This is a genomic window from Pontibacter populi (assembly GCF_040278685.1).
Classification (GTDB): domain Bacteria; phylum Bacteroidota; class Bacteroidia; order Cytophagales; family Hymenobacteraceae; genus Pontibacter; species Pontibacter populi.
Genome location: NZ_JBEOKT010000017.1, coordinates 1 through 18,250, shown reverse-complemented (window position 1 = coordinate 18,250; position 18,250 = coordinate 1). Strand labels below are relative to the sequence as shown.

Sequence of the window (18,250 nt, the reverse complement as noted above, 5' to 3'; positions counted from 1 at the left end):
ACTTGATGCCCCGTAAAGAGCATAAAGTGTAGCCTTCTGATATTATTCTGATTAGCTTTTTATAGTTCCGGCTTTTGCCAGCAAGCAGCTTCTTAGTCTATAGTTCTATTGTTAAATGCAGCACCTGCAAAAGTATAGCTGCCCGACTATCATGACCTTGAAAGCAAACGTTTACTCCGCCGTAGCACGAACTATAGTTTTAAGCTTACTGTGCCTCCTGTCTTTTAGCGTATCCGCACAAAATACCTCCAACAAAGGCAAAGATTTCTGGCTTGGTTTTATGGGCCACATCAATGGTATCCGGCAAAATGGGTCCAGCATGCCGCAAATGAGCCTGTACATAACCTCTACCGTTGCCACAACAGGTGTGGTGGAAGTGCCGGGCTTAAGTTTTTCGCAGGCTTATACGGTGGTGCCCAATAAAGTTACCGTTGTTAAAGTGCCTTATGGGGCTTTTATAAGAGGGTCTGAGGTTACCGAACAAAAAGGGATACATGTTACCGCTGTAGAGCCTGTAGTAGTATACGCGCACATTTACTCGCTTAATATTTCAGGAGCCACCTTGGTATTGCCAACCGGTACGCTGGGCCGCGAATACTATACCATTGCCTACAACCAGTACCCGGATACAGACTTTTCGGAGTTTATGATAGTGGGCGTAGAAGATGAAACAACCGTAGAGATCACACCGACTGCTGCAACTCGTAACGGCAAACCTGCCAACGAAACATTTACCGTAACACTGAATAAAGGAGATGTATACCAGGTGCAGTCTATCAACGACCTTACAGGTACAAAGATCTTATCTGTTGGCCTGAATGGCGCATCCTGCAAAAAGATAGCTGTTTTCTCGGGTAGTTCTTATACTAAACTGGGGTGCCCTGATGCGTTAACGCCCCCCCCGTCCACGCCTGTAAACTACCCGACTTCGTCTGGCGACAACCTGTTTCAGCAACTATACCCGCTTAGTGTTTGGGGCCAGAATTATGTAACGGCTCCTATGCTGTCGAGGTCGGGTGGTGATATGTTCCGGGTACTGGCCTCGAAAGATGCGACAACTATACGCTTAAACGGAGTTGCCCCGATAACTATAAATCAGGGCGAGTATTACGACTTCCAGAGTGATATTGCCAACAATGTAACAGCAGATAAACCGATCATGCTGGCGCAATACCCGAGAACACAGATCTGTGATGGTGCTCTAGGCGACCCTGAAATGGTTATTTTGAACCCGGTAGAACAAACCCTGAAAGATATTACGCTTTACTCATCGCCATTCTACCAGATACAAAAGCACTTTATAAATGTGTTCATGCGTACTTCCGAGACAAGTACATTCAGGTTAGATGGCAACCCTGTTACTTTTACGCCGGTACCGGGCAACCCTGATTTTTCTTATTCGCAGAACGAGGTAGCGCTGGGTAACCATACTTTAAAGGCAGATGAAGGATTTAACGCTATTGCCTATGGTTTCGGGCATGTAGAGTCGTACGGCTATTCGGCTGGTGCCAACATCAAAAACCTGATTCAGAACATCACTTTCGATAAAGAGCCTTATTGCGATGGCCAGACTGTTGGCTTTACCGGCTTTGCATCTTACGAGCCGCTTAAATGGCACTGGGATTTTGGCGATGGCACCACTTCGGATGAGCAGAAGCCAACCCACAAATACGCAGAACCGGGCACCTATACGGTTACGCTGGTAACTACCCGAAACAACGGCAACGACTGCGACTCACAAGACGCTACGTCAGCAGAGTTGATCATTTACCCAAATCCGGTAGCTGAGTTTAGTTCGGTGGGACAGTGCGAGAAAGGGGCCGTTACGTTCGAAGATAAATCAACCACCTCTGTAACGGGCAACGAAATTATAAGCTGGCACTGGGATTTTGGCGATGGCACAACCTCTGCGGAGCAGCACCCAACCCACACTTATGCCACGGCCGGAACCTATGATGTAACGCTTACCATACAAACGGCCTCTACGTGCAGCAATGTAAAAGTAAATAAGGTAAAAGTTTATCCGTTGCCAATTGCAGATTTTACGGCCCCGGAAACCTGCCACACCAGTGTTACTTCTTTTACAGATAAGTCTACCGTTGCCGAGGGAACTATAGCTGCCTGGGAATGGGATTTTGGAGATGGATCGCCTGTGGTAACCACCCAAAGCCCGGACCATACTTATGCTGCTCCGGGCACTTACACTGTTAAACTTACGGTTACCACTAATGCCGGCTGCCAGACTATAGTTAGCAAAAATGTCGTGATCAATCCGTTGCCGGAAGTAAAGGTGGAACTGCCTGATATCTGTATCCGGGATGAGGCGCAGTTCGTGAATTTGTCAACTATAGCATCCGGTTCTATAGTTAAGTATGAATGGGATTTTGGCGACGGAAACAAATCAACGCTCAAAAACCCGAAACACAGGTATACCGCTGAAGGTGTTTATAATGTAACACTTACCGCTTACTCCGATAGAGGCTGCTCCGAAACCATCGAAACAGAATACATTGTTAGCGGCGCTTACCCGGTAGCTAAATTCTCGGCTTCAGATTTTTGCCAGCGAAGCGAAGTACAGTTTAAAGACGAATCGGAAGTTGCCTTTGGCAGAATTGTGCGTTGGGAATGGGATTTTGGCGACGGTACAACATCAGCAGAGCAACACCCGAAACACAACTATACAAAGACCGGAACTTACACCGTTACCTTAACAGCTTACTCCGGTATAGTTTGCGGCAACACAACTACCCAGACTATAACTATCAATGCCAACCCGGATGCCGTTTTCACAACAAGTAATATCTGTCTGAGCGAAGCAGCTACTTTTATTAATTCCTCATCGGTGGCCGAGGGCAGTATAGTTTCCTATAGTTGGGACTTCGGGGATGGCTCCAAATCAACACTGGCACAACCGACTTACAACTATAAGCAGGCCGGCACTTACACCGTAACTCTCACAGCAACTACAGAAAACGGCTGCCAAAATATACAGCAAAAGCAGATCGTAGTTTACCCGCTGCCAAAAGCGCAGTTTACGCTGGCTCCTACCTGTATTTCGGATGTTGTGAGGCTGCGGGATGAAAGTACAGTATCCAGCGGTAACATTGCAACCTGGAGCTGGACATTTGGAGATGGAAGTGCATCGTCGCTACAACACCCGACCCACCAATATGCAAAATCCGGCATCTACACTGTAAAGCTGATAGTTACAACTGACATGGGTTGCACCAATGTGGTAGAGAAGCAGATTAAGATCGTGCCTTTACCAATAGCCCAAGCCGGTCCGGACCAGATTCCGGTTTGCGGTACAACCAGCACGCGCCTGCAGGCGAATAACCCGTCGCCGGCTAAAGGTACCTGGTCTATTCTTAACGGTGTTGGGGGGAACATTTCAGATATACATAATCCTCAGGCTACATTCTCTGGCCAGATGAACGAAAAGTATAAACTCCGCTGGCTTGTAGAAAACAGCCCGTGTGCGTCTGTTGATGATGAAGTAGAGATACTGTTCTCGCCTTACCCGTTGGTAGAAGCTGGCCGTGGAGCGATCATTATAGAAGGCGAAACGATAACACTGGAAGGTAGCGGAGAAGGTACTTTGGTATGGTCGTCGCCACAAAGCCTGGATAACGCTAACATTGCACAGCCAAAAGCATCGCCTATAGTTACGACTACTTATACGCTGACTGCAACATCGCCGCAAGGTTGTGTCAGCACTGACGAAGTAACGATAACCGTGTTGCGCAGGCTCCGCATCCCGAATGGTATCTCACCTAACGGAGATGGCATTAACGATGTCTGGCTGATAGATGGCTCTTACGACTACCCGGACATGACAGTGACCGTGTTTAACCGCTGGGGCAACCAAGTGTACACCTCAAGAGGATATGGCAACCCATGGGACGGTACCAGAGACGGAAGCCCGTTGCCAGATGGCGCCTACTACTATATCATCGATACAAACAAAGGCAGGAAAGCATTTACGGGCTCTATAACCATACTGAGATAAGATGAAAGGCGCTATTCTGACAATTGTTTTATGGACTATAGGTTTGGTAGCTACCGCACAGCAGTTGCCGCACTTTAGCCAGTATATGTTAAATGGGTATTTGCTTAACCCTGCTATGGCTGGTGTAGAGAACTATGCCGATGTGAAGATAGGGTACCGCAATCAATGGAGTGGCGTGGGTGGAGCGCCCAAATCCTATTATGCTACAGTGCACACCCCTTTTAATAAGTTTAATGTTAACAAAACTGCCAGCACCGTGCCTTACCGGGGCAGGAACGGTAGCAAAGAGCTAAATCATAACTATAAAAGCCGCAGCATGGTAATGCCGCAGGCGCATCACGGCCTTGGTTTTACAGCACTGTCCGATAAGGCCGGCGCTCTGGAGCGAACCGACATCAGCCTGACCTATGCCTACCACATGCCTTTAAATAAGTCAACGATGATGTCAGTGGGGTTAACGGGTGGCTTCTCTTTTTATGCCGTAGACCAGGAGGGCCTGCACTTAACAAATCCTACTGACCCTACTTTTATGGGGGGAGATTATCGCAGGGCAAAGCCTAACATTTCTGCTGGCATGCTGATTTATACCCGCAAATATTACATAGGTGCTACCACGTCGCAGATACTGCAGGACGAGCTTAGCAGGGAAACAGGTATTCCGGACCAGGACCGGGCTTTTATGCACTACTATGCAACTGGTGGGTATAAAATAGTTGTGTCTCCTGATCTTTCGGTGCTGCCATCGCTTATGGTAAAATATGTGCAGCCAGCGCCACTATCAGTAGATGCGAACGTGAAAGTCTTGTTCCAGGATAAAGTATGGTTAGGTGGGTCGTACAGGCATAAAGATGCGGCTGTGGTATTGGCTGGCGTAAACATTTCAAACCTGCTACAGGTGGGCTATGCTTACGATATCTCCAACTCCGATATTGGCCGAGTGAGCGACGGCAGCCACGAAATAGTGGTTGGCCTGTTGCTGAATAACCGTGGTAAGGTATTTTGCCCGGCGAGTCTGTAGTTGCTGTTTACCTACCCCTTGCCATAATTGCTGGTTTTGTTAGTTCTATAGTTGGAATTATCCAACCACCCCAAACCCTCAGAGATACGCTCGCTACCTTCGAAATCGCTTCTCGGTAGTCTAAGGAGGGGAGCTTTTATGCTTTTGCATATGGTGCAACCTTAGTTTTATCGTTTCAGTCTTAACACCCCTATAGTCCCCTCAAGGGGACAGTTTCTACTATTCCTATAGTTTACTTCTTAGTTCTATGGCTTACGGTATTGAGCGGACAGGTAGCGACCTGTCCCTACGGAACTATAGCCACGATAAAATTCGAAGCTTATAGTATCAAACTATAGTTAAGCGGTTGCTATGAGAAGCGTATCAGTCTTTGGGTTGAGCGCCTTGTGAATATCTGGTGCCGTAAGGCATTGCGAGGGACGAGCAAAAGAGATTCGCACAGCGCGATGCCCAAAGACGAGGCCTCCCGGCCGTGAGGGCACCAAAGATGGATTGAAACGATAGGTAACTAAAGCTCCCAGGATTGGTGGTGGTTTGACAGGATAGCTTGGTTCGAGTTAGAAAAAAGCAATCTATACGATTCAGATTTCTCCTGACGTCGAAATGACAAAAAAGCAACTATAGGACATATTAGATTCCTCGGCTAACGCTCGGGATGACAATAAATAAACTATAGTTTGTAAAATGAAAGAGCGAGGCCGGTTAGCTTCGCTCTTCTATTTTACTTTTAAATAACTGTTACGATGCAGAAATTTCGCCGTCAAGGCCTTCTTCCTTCAGTAAGTCGTTAAAAGCTTCGGCTTCTTGCTTATTGCCGAATTTCCCGATTTTAAGGCGGTGAATCTTTTTGCCTTGTACTTTATCTTCCATCAGCTCTACAGTCAGATGTTTATCAAAAGCTTTTAGCTTCTGGCTCTGCTGCAGCGCAGTTTCCTCAGATGTATAAGCACCTTTCTGGATAGTATAAGTTTCTGGCTCAGTTGGTGCAGCGGCTACTAAAGATTTACCATCTACCTCGATCACTTCAACTTTTACCTTAGCTACACCACGGCTGTGAATATCCAGTTTACGGGCAGCTACTTCAGAAACATCAATAATACGGTTGCCCACAAATGGGCCGCGGTCGTTGATGCGAAGGATTACTGATTCGTTGTTGGCGAGGTTGGTGACTTTTACCTTAGTGCCAAAAGGAAGTGTTTTGTGCGCTGCGGTCATGTCGTTCTTATTGTAACGTTCGCCGCTGCTGGTTTTTCTGCCGTGGTATTTACTGCCGTACCAGGAGGCAGGTCCTGTTTCGGTTTGTGTGATGTCCTGTGCTATAGTTACCTGGCCGATGCCAATAAATAGAAAAATGATTACTGTTAAGAGGATGCACTTTCTATTATATATCATATTTTAAATTGTTGGTGAAACAGCAAATTTACGAATAATTTTTTAAACGAAGCCTTTTAACGCAATATTGCCCTCTGTGCGGAGGGGGATACAGGATATGGTACAAAGTTGCTATAAGGGCTATAATGCGAAAAATGCTTTTTATGCAAGTATAGGCTTATTTTAATGCAGGAGTTTAGAAGAAAGTGCAATAAAAAATTTTATGAAAATATTTTCATAATGGTATAAATTCATACGTTCGTACAATTTTCAGCGCAAAAGCGTATAGTATAGCACATAACGTTTAAAATGGATTTCGGGAAATTACAGAACATAGATCAGGTGGATTTTACACTGCCGGCAGATCATCCTGATACTCAGCCTTTACTGAACAGGAATAAACAAGACGAGAAACCGGAAGTGTATATTGGTTTGCCGGTGTGGGTAAACAAATCGTGGGTAGGAAGTATTTACCCGGCAACAATGCGCGAAAAAGATTCGCTGTTGTGGTATGCCAAACAGTTTAACACCATCGAGCTTAACAGCACACATTACCATATACCTGGAGACACAACAATAGAGCGCTGGCGAAATTCTGTTCCGCGCGGTTTTAAATTCTGCCCTAAATTTCCGCAGCTCATTAGCCACGAGAGTGCCCTGCAAAACACGCATAGCATGACAGCTGCTTTTTGCGAAGCCATAGCCGGACTGGAAGATAACCTGGGAAGCTCGTTTCTGCAGTTGCCCCCCTACTTCGGCCCGAGCCAGTTACCAGACCTGGAAGCATTTGTAAAGTTTATTCCGGAGACCATACCGGTTGCCGTAGAACTACGCCACCCCGACTGGTTTACAGATAATATCGCCTCCCTGGAGCTATTTGAAGTACTGGAGAAATACAGGATAGGTTCTGTGCTGACAGACGTAGCTGGTCGCCGCGACGTGCTGCACATGCGCCTTACCACACCCACTGCTATGATCCGTTTTGTCGGTAATGGTCTCCATCCAACAGATTATAGCCGCATCGATGCCTGGGTACATCGCCTGAAATTTTGGTTTGATAATGGCCTGCAGCAACTATACTTTTTCGTGCATGAACCCGACAACACTTTATCCCCAGACCTGGCTATTTACCTGATAGAGCAGCTGAACAAAGTGTGTGGTTTAGACTTAAAAGTTCCGAAGAAGTTTGTGCAGCCTGTTCAGGGTGAGTTGTTTTGAGCGAAGAGATAGCTTTATAGTTGGTAATGCTGGCGCGAGTCTCCTGACTCGTGACTTACTATACTGTTGGGTCACCCGACTCAACTGGCCCGCAAGGGACAAGGATAGTAGTAGCCTTGCCCATAGTTTTATAGTTGCTGTAATCCAACCACCCCCAACCCCTCAGAGCTACGCTCGCTACCTTCGAACTCTCTTCTCGGTAGTCCAAGGCGGGGAGTTTATCTGCTTTTTACTTTGTCATCTCGAACAGCGTGAGAGATCTGGGCGATTTAACATCCCCCTTCGCCCCCTTCAAAGGGGGACTTTCTGCCTTTGCTATATTCGGAATTATAGTTTTATAGTGAAGCCTATCCCTACGAAACGGGAATGTAGAGACGCAATATTTTGCGTCTATTTCGGGTTGTAAGAACTCTAACTACAGGACACATGAGATTTCTCGGCTGCGCTCGAAATGACAAGGAAAAGCTATAAAACACATAAGATCCCCTTGACTTAGCTCGGGATGACAAGAGAGAAACTATAGTTACATTAAGCCAGAAGGACTTGCCTTAAACTTAAAACCAAAAAAGCGGCTGCCCTATTTGGAGCAGCCGCTTTTGCTATAGTTAAGAAACTAGTTCTTAGATCTTGAATGTATCGTCGCTGATGCCTTTGTTCACTTCAACCTTCTGTACTTCAGCTTTAATAACCTGAGGGCCAACAGAAGTTTCTACTGTATAAGGTACTTTAATGCCACTTACTTCTTTGTAGTTGCTGTAGTTTTTAGTCTGGGTAAGTACACCTTGTGGCGACTGCAGGCTTTTCACATCTTTCAGTAACAGGCCGGTGTTCTTATCGAAGTAATGCAGTGTTTTTTGGCCATTTGCCTGCGTAGCTTCCACTACATATGCCTGCTTGCCATCAACATCTTCCATGCCGGTTACTTTGGTTTTAACGCCAAGCTTATCGTAACGAGACTGCGCGAACATGTCAGCTTCCAGTTTCTGGGTAGCCAATTCTTCAGCTGTCATGTCTTTGTTTACGCCCTGCATCGGAGCTTCCATTTTACCTTTGTCGCCGTTGATAACTACACGCTGAAGCGGGCTGTTGTTCATGCTTACAAGGGCTACAAACTTATCCGAACCTTTCTGCTGCTGCGTAATCACTAGCGGCATGCCCTGTATAGTTGCGTTGCTGGTTACGGTAATGTCTTTTACCTTATCGATGTTCGCTTTGCCACCAATTGCTTTGATATAGTTCGCCAGAACTTTCTCTGCAGTTACATCAGCAGGAACAGTTGTAGCGGCTGCACTACGGTCTACTTTTTCGCCGGCAGTGTTGTAGTAAGTTATCTGGCCATCTTCCAGGTCAAATTTCTTTAGTTTAGAAGCTATATCGCCTGCGTTACCAACTGCAACAATGTATAACTGCTCAGGAGTTACATATTTCTGAGCTGCACGCTGGATATCTTCTGCTGTAACAGCTTCTACTTTTTTCAGGTAGTTTGCATAGTAGTCGGCTGGCAGGTTGTAACGTGCCGTGTTGATAGCATAAACTGCAACAGTAGCCGGATTTTCTAAGCCACGGGCAAAGTTACCAGTCATGTAAGCCTTTGCGTAGTTCAGTTCGTCGTTCGTTACACGTTCGCTGCGGATCTTATTAAGCTCTTTCATAAACTCAACAGTAGCGCTATCGGTAACAGCGTTACGCACGTTAGCCGATGCATTAAAACGACCCAGTATCTCATCAGAAGAAAGAGACGAGTAAGCACCGTAGGTATACCCTTTGTCTTCACGCAGGTTCATGAATAAACGGGCTGTGCTACCACCACCAAGGATCGTGTTCATCAACTGAGCTGAAACGGCATCAGGAGCACCTGGCTTTAAGTCGGCTGGGTTAACAAAAGAAAGTACACTTTGTACTGCGCTTGGCCGATCAACTATAACAACCTGCGTTTTAGCCGGAGCTGCCGGTAAATCAAATGTTTTAGCCGGTACGTCGCCTTTTTTCCAGTTTTTCAGCGACTTGTTTAGTAGCTTTTTCGCTTCCTTAGGAGTGATATCGCCAACTACAGCTAAGTAACCGATATTTGGTTTAAAGTATGTGTTGTAGTAGTTCTGAACATCAGCAAGCGTAATGCTTTCTACTGTTTTTTCGGTCATTACCTCGCCGTACGGGTGGTCCTTGCCATAAAGCAGCATGTTGCGCATTTTGCTGGCAATCGCATCCGGGTTATCTTTTTCAGATGCCAGGTTGGCTATCATCTGCTTCTTAACCTTGTCCAGTTCTTCCTGGGTAAACTTAGGATTAAGCAGGGCATCAGAAGTAAGGTTTAACAACGTAGGCAAATGCTTCTTAAGCGATGAAGCGTTAAAGCCTGTAGAGCTGAACGACAGGTTAGCGCCAATAAAGTCTACCTGCTCATCAAACTGGTCTTTGGTGCGGGTAGCAGTTCCGGTACGCATCATCTGGCCTGCAGCCGATACATAACCAGCTTTATCGCCTTCCAGGATCGGATCTCTGTCCAGAACTAAAGACATAGATACAACCGGCTGCTTGTGGTTTTCCACCACGTATACTTTAAGGCCGTTTTTAAGCGTGATCTGCTCGTACTTGCCAAGCTCAATTTTAGGAGCCGGACCCGCAGCAGGCGGAGACTGTTTTGTTTGTGCCGGAGCAACAGACACCAGCGCCAGAGCCAGCGCCAAAGTGGTATATAATTTCTTTATCATGAGTGAAATTCTCTTTTTATACTTGACGAAAGGCTATCAGGCGAAGAAGTTGCTTAAGTATAAACCGGGCTTCCTGTAGCATCATAACCTTTGTCTTAAAAAATTACTGTTTAGGCTGAGCTGACTTTGGCAGGTAGTGCAATACTACACGGTTGTCTTTGGTCAGGTATTCTTTCGCCACACGCTGAATATCTTCTTTGGTAACTTTCATGTAACGGTCGATCTCTGTGTTGATCAGGTTCGCATCTTTATAGTATACATGGTAGTTGGCAAGGTTCTCGGCGCGGCCGGCTACAGTGCTGTTCTGCTGCACAAACTGGCTCTCGATTTGGTTGCGTAGTTTCTGGAACTCCTTATCGCTAAGTGGCTCTGTTTTTACACGCTCGATCTCTGCATTCATGGCATCTTCCAGCGCTTGTGCTTCTGTGCCAACGCTCGCAATAGCATAGGTCAGGAACAGGCCTGGGTCTTCGGTCGGGAAAGGTACAGACAAAGCTGCCACAGCTTTCTGCTGCTTATCAACCAGCGCTTTCGGTAAACGTGCGCTTTCGCCACCAGATAATAAAGTGGTCAGCATGGATAATGCATAATGGTCAGGAGTGCCCTGCGCCGGAATGTGGTATGCCTGAATAACTGCCGGAAGCTGAATGTTGTCGTACACAATTTTACGACGCTCTTCTGTTTGCTTCGGCTCTTTTATAGTTGGGCGAGGTATCTCTTTAGTGCCTTTTGGAATGCTGCCGAAATACTGCTCGATCATTTTCTTGGTCTCGTCGATGTTGATATCGCCGGCTATAGAAAGTGTCGCGTTGTTTGGCACATAGAAGGTCTTATAGAAATCGCGGAACTCTTCGATCTTGGCGTTATTCAAATCTTCGAAAGTGCCGATCGGAGTGATTTTGTAAGGGTGCTCTTTGTAAGCCAACCCAAACGTGTTTTCCAGTATAGTTCCGTAAGGCTGGTTGTCAACGCGCATGCGTTTTTCTTCCTGCACTACTTTGCGCTGGGTTTCTACACCTGTTTCATCTACTTTAGCGCCTTTCATACGCTCTGCTTCCATCCATAAACCTAAAGCAACCTGGTTTGATGGCAGTAACTCGTAGTAATATGTTCTGTCGAAAGATGTATTGGCATTAAGTGAGCCACCTGCCGCCTGCACCATGCTCATATACTGGCCACGGTCAATGTTCTCGGTTCCTTCAAACATTAAGTGCTCAAAGAAGTGAGCAAAACCCGTACGTCCTTTTACTTCGTTTTTGGAGCCTACATGGTACAACACCGACACAGCAACGTTTGGAGTTGAATTGTCTTTGTGTAGGATAACATGCAGCCCGTTCGGAAGGGTATATTCCGTGAACTCGATCTTGTTGCCCTGGGTTTGCGCGAGTGCAGCTGCACTGGTTGCACACCACAGAAGGCAGGCGATAATTTTACGTTTCATATGTTTGTAAGTGTAAAATGATACTGATGACTGTGAAGAGGCGCTAGAACAGCCTGCTTCTCCACCGTATAAATTTAACCTAAAAACTGTCAGCATCCCAGCCTGCAGTAACTTACCTGTATCACGATTCGGCAAACCCATAGCACTTGCTGACGAACCCTGCTGATAACTCGACGAACCATAACTATAGTTTTACCCTGTTACAAAAAGCATTGGCATAAAAAAAGCGCCCCCGGTTAGGAGGCGCTTTTGCTATAGTTAAACTATAAGCTGATTAAGGTAAAACTATTGCACGGTACTGTGTCTCGTCAACTTTTGGTATACGAGCATTGTATTTAGCATTGATAGCGCTTATAAACTCGTTTGCCATTATTGCCTGTCCTCTTGGAGTAGGGTGTATACCATCTAAAGAGAATAAGTTGCCTCTGATATATGCAGGTGAATAGAATACGCCACTTCTTGTAAAGCCATTCTGAATGCTGTTAAAGTATGCGTTTGCATCCCAAATTGCTAAATTATTTGATTGTGCTTCGGCTTTGATAATGTTATTCAGTTCAGTTGTTCTGGTTGCGATTTCTGCCTGTTCAGTTTCATCAAGTATTAATGAACTTGGCCAAGGGTTTAAAGCTGTACCAAAAGCTTGTGTTGTGTCAATACCATACGTTCCAAGGAAGTATTGCAAACCTGCAGTTGGGTTGCCAGGGAATGCAGTTTTTGATATATCTCTCCAGTATTTACCGCCTGGAGCACCTAATAATGGTATATAGGCAGATGCAGTTAACGGAATTAAGGCTGTGCCACCAGTAGCATCCTTAATGTTATCTACAGGTAGAGGTACACGGGTTGCTGTTTTCCCTGTTAATATAGCAATTGCAGGAATTCCTTTTGCTTTTAAGCCTGCTTTAAGAGTGGGGCCAACAGTAGTGAAGAATGGAACAGCTGTAACATTAGGTATTGTTGCTACTACACCTTTAGCATTGTTAGCTGTTAGCACATCTATCAATTCACTATAGTTTGCCTGAAAGGTAGCAACATCTGTTAGTGTACTTGAGAAAGCACCAGAAGTAGCATAAGTCAGAACATCGTTGTTACCTAACCAGTTACTGAAGAATGTAGGCTCTGCTGCATCTACATTTGCCTGTACGTACTCCAGGTAAGACTGCTGTGCAGTTGCTGCAACACGCTCGAACTGTGGGAAAAACAATGCACGACCTGTTTGTGGATCGAAGTTCTGCGGATTAGCCAGGTTGTTATTTTTGATCTCGGAAATACGCATATCCGGTACACCAAGGTTGTTTACATTACCTGTAAACTTGGTATACAAAAAAACAGGAAGTTTTGGGTTAGGACCTACTGCGGCACGAATAGCTAATTCAGTTTTAACTGCTTCTGTTATAGGCGTAGGGCTGCCACCAGGTATAGCAGGAGCACCAAATCCAACAAGCCTTAAATATCCTGTACCGTTTCTCTGAGCTTCAGTGAACAATGATTGGGTGAAATCGCCGCCACCAACAGCTTGAAATTGCTGGGCCAATAATGCAGGATAAGAGCTTAACTGCCCTTCTAAGTACAGACCGCCATCAGCATACCCTGCAGTAAGCGAATTACCTACTGCAACATAGCTGCTAAAGTCTGCAGTTCCTGAAGTAGGTTCTGCAACATCAATCTCAGGATCGCAGCTTGTAAGTAATACACCGGCAAAAAGTGCCAGCATACCAGATTTATAGACAAAGTTCTTCATATTGATAAACTGGAAAATTAGAAGTTATAGTTTAAAGCGAAACCAGGGATGTATGCAATAGACTTAAACGTGCCTGGTACGCCATTTGATAGATTTGCTTCATCGGTTCTTTCTTTCTTATTGATGTAAAGGAAAGAAGCATCTATGCTGATATTTTCGTTAATAGAGTAACCCAGACCTACAGACAGACCACGTGAGTCAGCATCTGGTGTTTCCGGAGTTAGGTAACCATCTTGCACTGGAGTTTCATCATAATATGCACCGGCACGTAGGGCAAGCGCATCAGTTACCTTGTATTCTGCACCAATACGGTAGATGTAAGTATCTTCGTAGTTACGAGCACTCGCAGATGTAGTATTGCCACCTACTGGTTTAGTAAAGTCAAAGCGTAATTCTTCGTATTCACTCCAGCCTACTCGGCTAATGTCAACGGCTAATGTAAGCTTTTCAGTTGCATTGTATCCTATACCAAAAGACAGAGTTGAGGGTAAAGGTAATGTTGCAGCAAACTGAGCCCCATCAGGGAAATTCGTTCTTGCTGAAGCTGAAAGATTTTCGAGGTTTGAGTATGTAACATCACCTTCTTCAACTTCTACATCTACTTTAGAACGGTAGCTTAAACCTAAAGAAAGTTTATCAGTTGGCTGGAAGAAAATTCCTAAGTTGTAACCAAAAGCGCTTTTAGCATCGCCATCCAGTTCAATACCAGCTTCTGCTCCGCCTTCGCCTTCAATTGGTAGTGTTCTTTGCAGGTTTACACTTCCTATAGTATAGGTTACGCCTGCACCAATCCCTAATTTATCTGTTACCTGGTAGCTTATAGTTGGCTGTATATAAATAGCCTTAAGCGATAGTTCATTTAGACCTTTACGACCATACCATTCGCTTCCCCAGTTTACAGTACTGCCGAAAGGAGTGTATACGCCAAGGCCTACCTTGATTTTGTCATTTATGCCATAAACACCATATACCTGAAAAGGTGTTCCTGTTGGGTTGTCAGCTGCAGTTTCAGAATAATCCGGAGCCTGGTAAGCAATTTTAGAAACAATAGCACTGGCACCTATAGTTATTCCGTTACGTGCCTGTGCCATAGCACCAGGGTTAAAGAAAATGCTGGAAGTCCCTGTAACCAGACCTGTACCCGTGTGGCCCATACCGATCTGTCGCTGGCTGGCCAGGTTCACTTGGTATCCGCCGGCCATGGCCGTGCCTGTAAGCAGGGTGCTGCCCAGCAAGGCTAAGATTTTACTTTTCATAAATGCAACTTTTAATTATAGAGTGTTTTACGTCTAAACAAATATAGAAATATTTAATATGCAGCCTAAGAGCAGGGCTTGCTTTTTTTCAAATATTTTTTGCTATCAGTCGAAAAACGATAAAAAGTATTCTGAATGAAGTTCTTGCAGCTTCACTTATAGTTGCTGCACCGCTGCCCCCCCGTATTGCAGGACAATTGGCAACTATAAAACAGCTGGCAGCCAAACTATAAATTTTGTCCTTGGCACCACCTGTTCCAGAAACTGTACGTTTACATAGTCTTGAATCTGGAATTGATACTGAATTTATGTACGATGTTATAATTATAGGCGGAGGCCCTGCCGGACTGAATGCAGCCATGTTGCTGGGGCGTTCGCGCCGTAAAGTGCTTGTGTTTGATAGTGGTAAGCCCCGCAACCGGTGGGCAAAGCATATGAATGGTTTCCTGGGCAGCGATGGCATGAACCCACGCGAGCTTATACAAAAAGGAAGAGAAGAGCTGAAACGCTATGATGTGGAGGTAATTGAAAAGGTTATAGTTACAGCCACTTACTCTAAAGGCGAATTTGTGCTGAATGATACAGATGGGAAGGTGTACAAGTCTAAAAAGCTGTTGCTGGCCACAGGGCTTAAAGATTTTTTGCCCGAAATAGAAGACGTGGAAACTTACTATGGCAAAAGTATACACCACTGCCAGTATTGCGATGGCTGGGAAAGCCGCGACAAAGCGATTGCAGTATATGGCAAAGACAGGAACGGCGTAGGGCAGTCGCTGGCCATGAAAACCTGGAGCCCGGATATTACTTTATTTACAGATGGCACCAATAAACTTACCAAAACAGACCTGGATCTATTAGAGCGAAACGAAGTAAAACTATGCACTGATAAGATAGCCCGTCTGGAAGGGAATGACGGTATGCTGGAGCGCATTATACTGGCAAACGGGGAGGTTAAACAACAGCAGGCAATGTTCTTTTCTACGGGAAGTACGCAGCAATGCGACCTGGGCGAACAGCTGGGGTGTGAATTTACCAGTAAAGGTGTTATTAAAACGCGTCGTCAGCAGCATAGTAACATACCTGGCTTGTTTGTGGCCGGAGATGCCGCCCGCGATATGCAGCTGGTTATAGTTGCCGCCGCCGAAGGAGCCAAAGCAGGTGTTGCCATTAACATAGAACTCCAGGACGAGGAACGGAAGTAACTATAACTATAGCCTGTAACTATACCCATGATGGTTTATAGTTGCAGGCTATAGTTATAGTTATGCTGTAATGGTGTTTCCGTTTAAGGTGGTTTGGTGTGCCACCGGCTGGAACAGATGATCGCGCAGGCAGTAACGGTATCCTTCTGTTAACAGGTGCATCACCAGGTTCTCAACGGCAATAGGTTCATTCTCTTCGGCTTTGCGCACCCTCGAAAATTTAACTTTGCTGGCATCTATTATAGTTACCACTCCCGGCCCGAATACTTCTACCTGGTCGCCTTCTTTTATGATAATGCCGGTTTCTTCGCTCAGGCCAATACCAATGTGTGTAGGGTCGTGGGCAACGGCATGGGCCAGGCGGCCAAAACGGCCCCGCTCTGCAAAGTGTGTATCAATATAAATGTTGTTTATAAACCCAAAGCCTATCGTTGTCTTCATTTCGCCTTTTATAAACGAGTAATGCCCGTAGCCGTCATATATCATCCTGTCAGACATAACTGCTGCGCCGGCGCTGGTACCTGATATAATAATGTCTTCCTCGCGGTAGCGTCGGCTCATAATATCAAGGAGCCTGGTGCCGCTCAGAAATTTGGCTAAACGCAGTTGGTCGCCGCCGGTAAAAAATATTACATCTGCTTTTTCTATGCGCTCCAGGTTTTCAGGAATATCTGCTTCGTGCTCCTCGTCAATACGCATAAAATTTACGTTGCTGCAACCCAGTTCTTCAAAGGCTTCCTTATAAGCATGCCCCGAGTCAACTGCATCAGATGGTTTTGGAGTAGCTGTAGCAATAACTTCTATGTTAGAGTTGAGATTACAGATTTCAGAACGGATCAACCGGATCATACCTTCGTCGTCGCCTCCTCCAAGAGCTATCAATTTTCCTTTTACTTGTTCCATATATGCTTTCGCTAACTGTAATGTAACTTATACTTTGTTTTAGCGCCCTTTGTTGATGCGAAACCCGCTTCAGCTTCCATAAAATATAGTTGCCTGGTGGTTCCACAACTATAAACTCACTATAACCTTCTCATTTTAAGAACTATTTGTCCGGAGATGCACTGTACGGAAATGAAAACTTGTTCACTTCTGAACAGAAAAGTGTACGCCACCGGACACTTTTACAACCCTATATAGGTGTGTTTTGTTTGTAATTAACTGATAATTAGATTGTTATGTGGTTTGGCACACAAAATGCAATAACCCAATCAAGAATAAAAAAAATTATAGATGGCCAAGCAACCTTTTGATTATGAGTACCATCTATTAGTTACAAAGCATCAGAAAGAAAAGAATTTATAACCAACTAACTACCTACTATTATGAAAATTATCGCACTGCTTCTCGCATTATTACTGGGCCTCGGAGCCGGCATGAAAAAGACTGCTGACGATCAGAAAGAGATCAGCTTCCAGAATGAGCTTAACCAGTACAAATCTTACCCTAACTTATTGCCTGTTGTTGAAGTGATAGGCCACAAAAGCTAATCAGTAAAATAAATTAACCAATAACCATTAAATCTAACACTATGAAAATTATCGTTCTTCTTTTAGCTCTCTTAGTTGCCTTCGGGTTTGCCATGAAACAAGCGGCCGAAAACATGGAGGAAATGACCATCCAGCAAGAGATAAAGCAACTTGATCAATACCCTAACTTATTACCTGTTGTAGAGGTGACCATATAACACCGGCTACATAGGTCGCGCTACCTGCCTGCTACACCCAACACCTGACTTTAACTATCCACACTATGAAAACCTTATTGCTTTTGCTGGCACTATTGCTGTGCGTATACCTTGCCCGGTTAAAAACACATAGCGCAAGATCTTTAATGACACTACGCAACAACCCTGAGATGCTGGTTCACCCTTACCAGCATACTGCTAACCCCGCCCCAACTGTTTTTATAGTATAGTTTAGGGGTTCATCACTCCCTCTCGCCCTGATTTAAAAATTCCTGGATTAAAAATATAAAGCCGCCAATGTTACGATTCTCGTAAAAGGCGGCTTTTTTTTGTTAATGATTTTGGGTTTAAGCTCTGCAAGGCTGGTTTTTGCAAAATAAGAGCTCTAAATTCTGATGTTACGGACTGTGCTCCGATTTCCTTTTTTGCCAAGTTCTAAAAGCTTACATTTGTTCTGCAGAGCAATGTCTAAGGTGTTAGAGTGAGAACTTGCTCTGTGAAATATGCCTGCAGGCTATTTCTTTAGGCAGAGTGCAAGTAACCCGTTTACCAACTATTATTGTTGCGGTAAAAAAGTAGCAAGGCAAGCGGCTCCC

The 18,250-nt window shown here is 45.1% G+C and carries 12 protein-coding genes; 6 read left to right on the top strand and 6 right to left on the bottom strand.

The window, feature by feature from the left end; all coding sequences use genetic code 11:
- Nucleotides 1-151: 151 nt before the first annotated feature.
- Both ABS362_RS15695 and ABS362_RS15690 read left to right on the top strand, forming a co-directional pair.
- Complete coding sequence (locus ABS362_RS15695) at nt 152-4,009, top strand: PKD domain-containing protein (protein ID WP_350413542.1); 3,858 nt, start codon at nt 152-154, stop codon at nt 4,007-4,009.
- 1 nt (nt 4,010) lies between these two features.
- Nucleotides 4,011-5,027 carry a PorP/SprF family type IX secretion system membrane protein gene (locus ABS362_RS15690; protein WP_350413540.1) on the top strand — a complete coding sequence of 339 codons (1,017 nt, stop codon included), beginning with the start codon at nt 4,011-4,013 and terminating at the stop codon, nt 5,025-5,027.
- 738 nt (nt 5,028-5,765) lie between these two features.
- Here the strand turns inward: ABS362_RS15690 and ABS362_RS15685 are convergent.
- On the bottom strand, nt 5,766-6,419 hold the full coding sequence (locus tag ABS362_RS15685) for a septal ring lytic transglycosylase RlpA family protein (protein WP_350413538.1): 654 nt from the start codon (nt 6,417-6,419) through the stop codon (nt 5,766-5,768).
- 288 nt (nt 6,420-6,707) lie between these two features.
- On the opposite strand from ABS362_RS15685, the gene ABS362_RS15680 reads away from it, so the two are divergent.
- Nucleotides 6,708-7,616 carry a DUF72 domain-containing protein gene (locus ABS362_RS15680; protein ID WP_350413537.1) on the top strand — a complete coding sequence of 303 codons (909 nt, stop codon included), beginning with the start codon at nt 6,708-6,710 and terminating at the stop codon, nt 7,614-7,616.
- A gap of 620 nt (nt 7,617-8,236) precedes the next feature.
- On the opposite strand, the gene ABS362_RS15675 is transcribed toward ABS362_RS15680, so the two are convergent.
- The 4 genes from ABS362_RS15675 to ABS362_RS15660 form a co-directional block, all read right to left on the bottom strand.
- A complete protein-coding gene (locus tag ABS362_RS15675) occupies nt 8,237-10,327 on the bottom strand; it encodes an insulinase family protein (protein ID WP_350413536.1) in 2,091 nt (696 codons plus the stop codon).
- Nucleotides 10,328-10,430: 103 nt separating this feature from the next.
- Complete coding sequence (locus tag ABS362_RS15670) at nt 10,431-11,768, bottom strand: M16 family metallopeptidase (RefSeq protein WP_350413534.1); 1,338 nt, start codon at nt 11,766-11,768, stop codon at nt 10,431-10,433.
- 274 nt (nt 11,769-12,042) lie between these two features.
- Complete coding sequence (locus tag ABS362_RS15665) at nt 12,043-13,509, bottom strand: SGNH/GDSL hydrolase family protein (RefSeq protein WP_350413533.1); 1,467 nt, start codon at nt 13,507-13,509, stop codon at nt 12,043-12,045.
- Nucleotides 13,510-13,526: 17 nt separating this feature from the next.
- Nucleotides 13,527-14,765: an OmpP1/FadL family transporter gene (locus ABS362_RS15660; RefSeq protein WP_350413531.1), complete on the bottom strand. Its 1,239-nt coding sequence runs from the start codon at nt 14,763-14,765 to the stop codon at nt 13,527-13,529.
- A gap of 308 nt (nt 14,766-15,073) precedes the next feature.
- On the opposite strand from ABS362_RS15660, the gene ABS362_RS15655 reads away from it, so the two are divergent.
- Nucleotides 15,074-15,967 (top strand): NAD(P)/FAD-dependent oxidoreductase, encoded by an 894-nt coding sequence (locus tag ABS362_RS15655; protein ID WP_350413529.1) that lies wholly within the window; start codon nt 15,074-15,076, stop codon nt 15,965-15,967.
- Between the two features lie 60 nt (nt 15,968-16,027).
- Here ABS362_RS15655 and ABS362_RS15650 read toward each other — a convergent pair whose 3' ends face one another.
- Nucleotides 16,028-16,870 (bottom strand): cyanophycinase, encoded by an 843-nt coding sequence (locus tag ABS362_RS15650; protein WP_350413528.1) that lies wholly within the window; start codon nt 16,868-16,870, stop codon nt 16,028-16,030.
- Between the two features lie 422 nt (nt 16,871-17,292).
- Here ABS362_RS15650 and ABS362_RS15645 point away from each other — a divergent pair, with 422 nt between their 5' ends.
- Together ABS362_RS15645 and ABS362_RS15640 are read left to right on the top strand one after the other, a co-directional pair.
- Nucleotides 17,293-17,457, top strand: a complete 165-nt coding sequence (locus ABS362_RS15645; protein WP_350413527.1) for a hypothetical protein — start codon at nt 17,293-17,295, stop codon at nt 17,455-17,457.
- 41 nt (nt 17,458-17,498) lie between these two features.
- A complete protein-coding gene (locus tag ABS362_RS15640; protein WP_350413525.1) occupies nt 17,499-17,654 on the top strand; it encodes a hypothetical protein in 156 nt (51 codons plus the stop codon).
- Nucleotides 17,655-18,250: the final 596 nt, after the last annotated feature.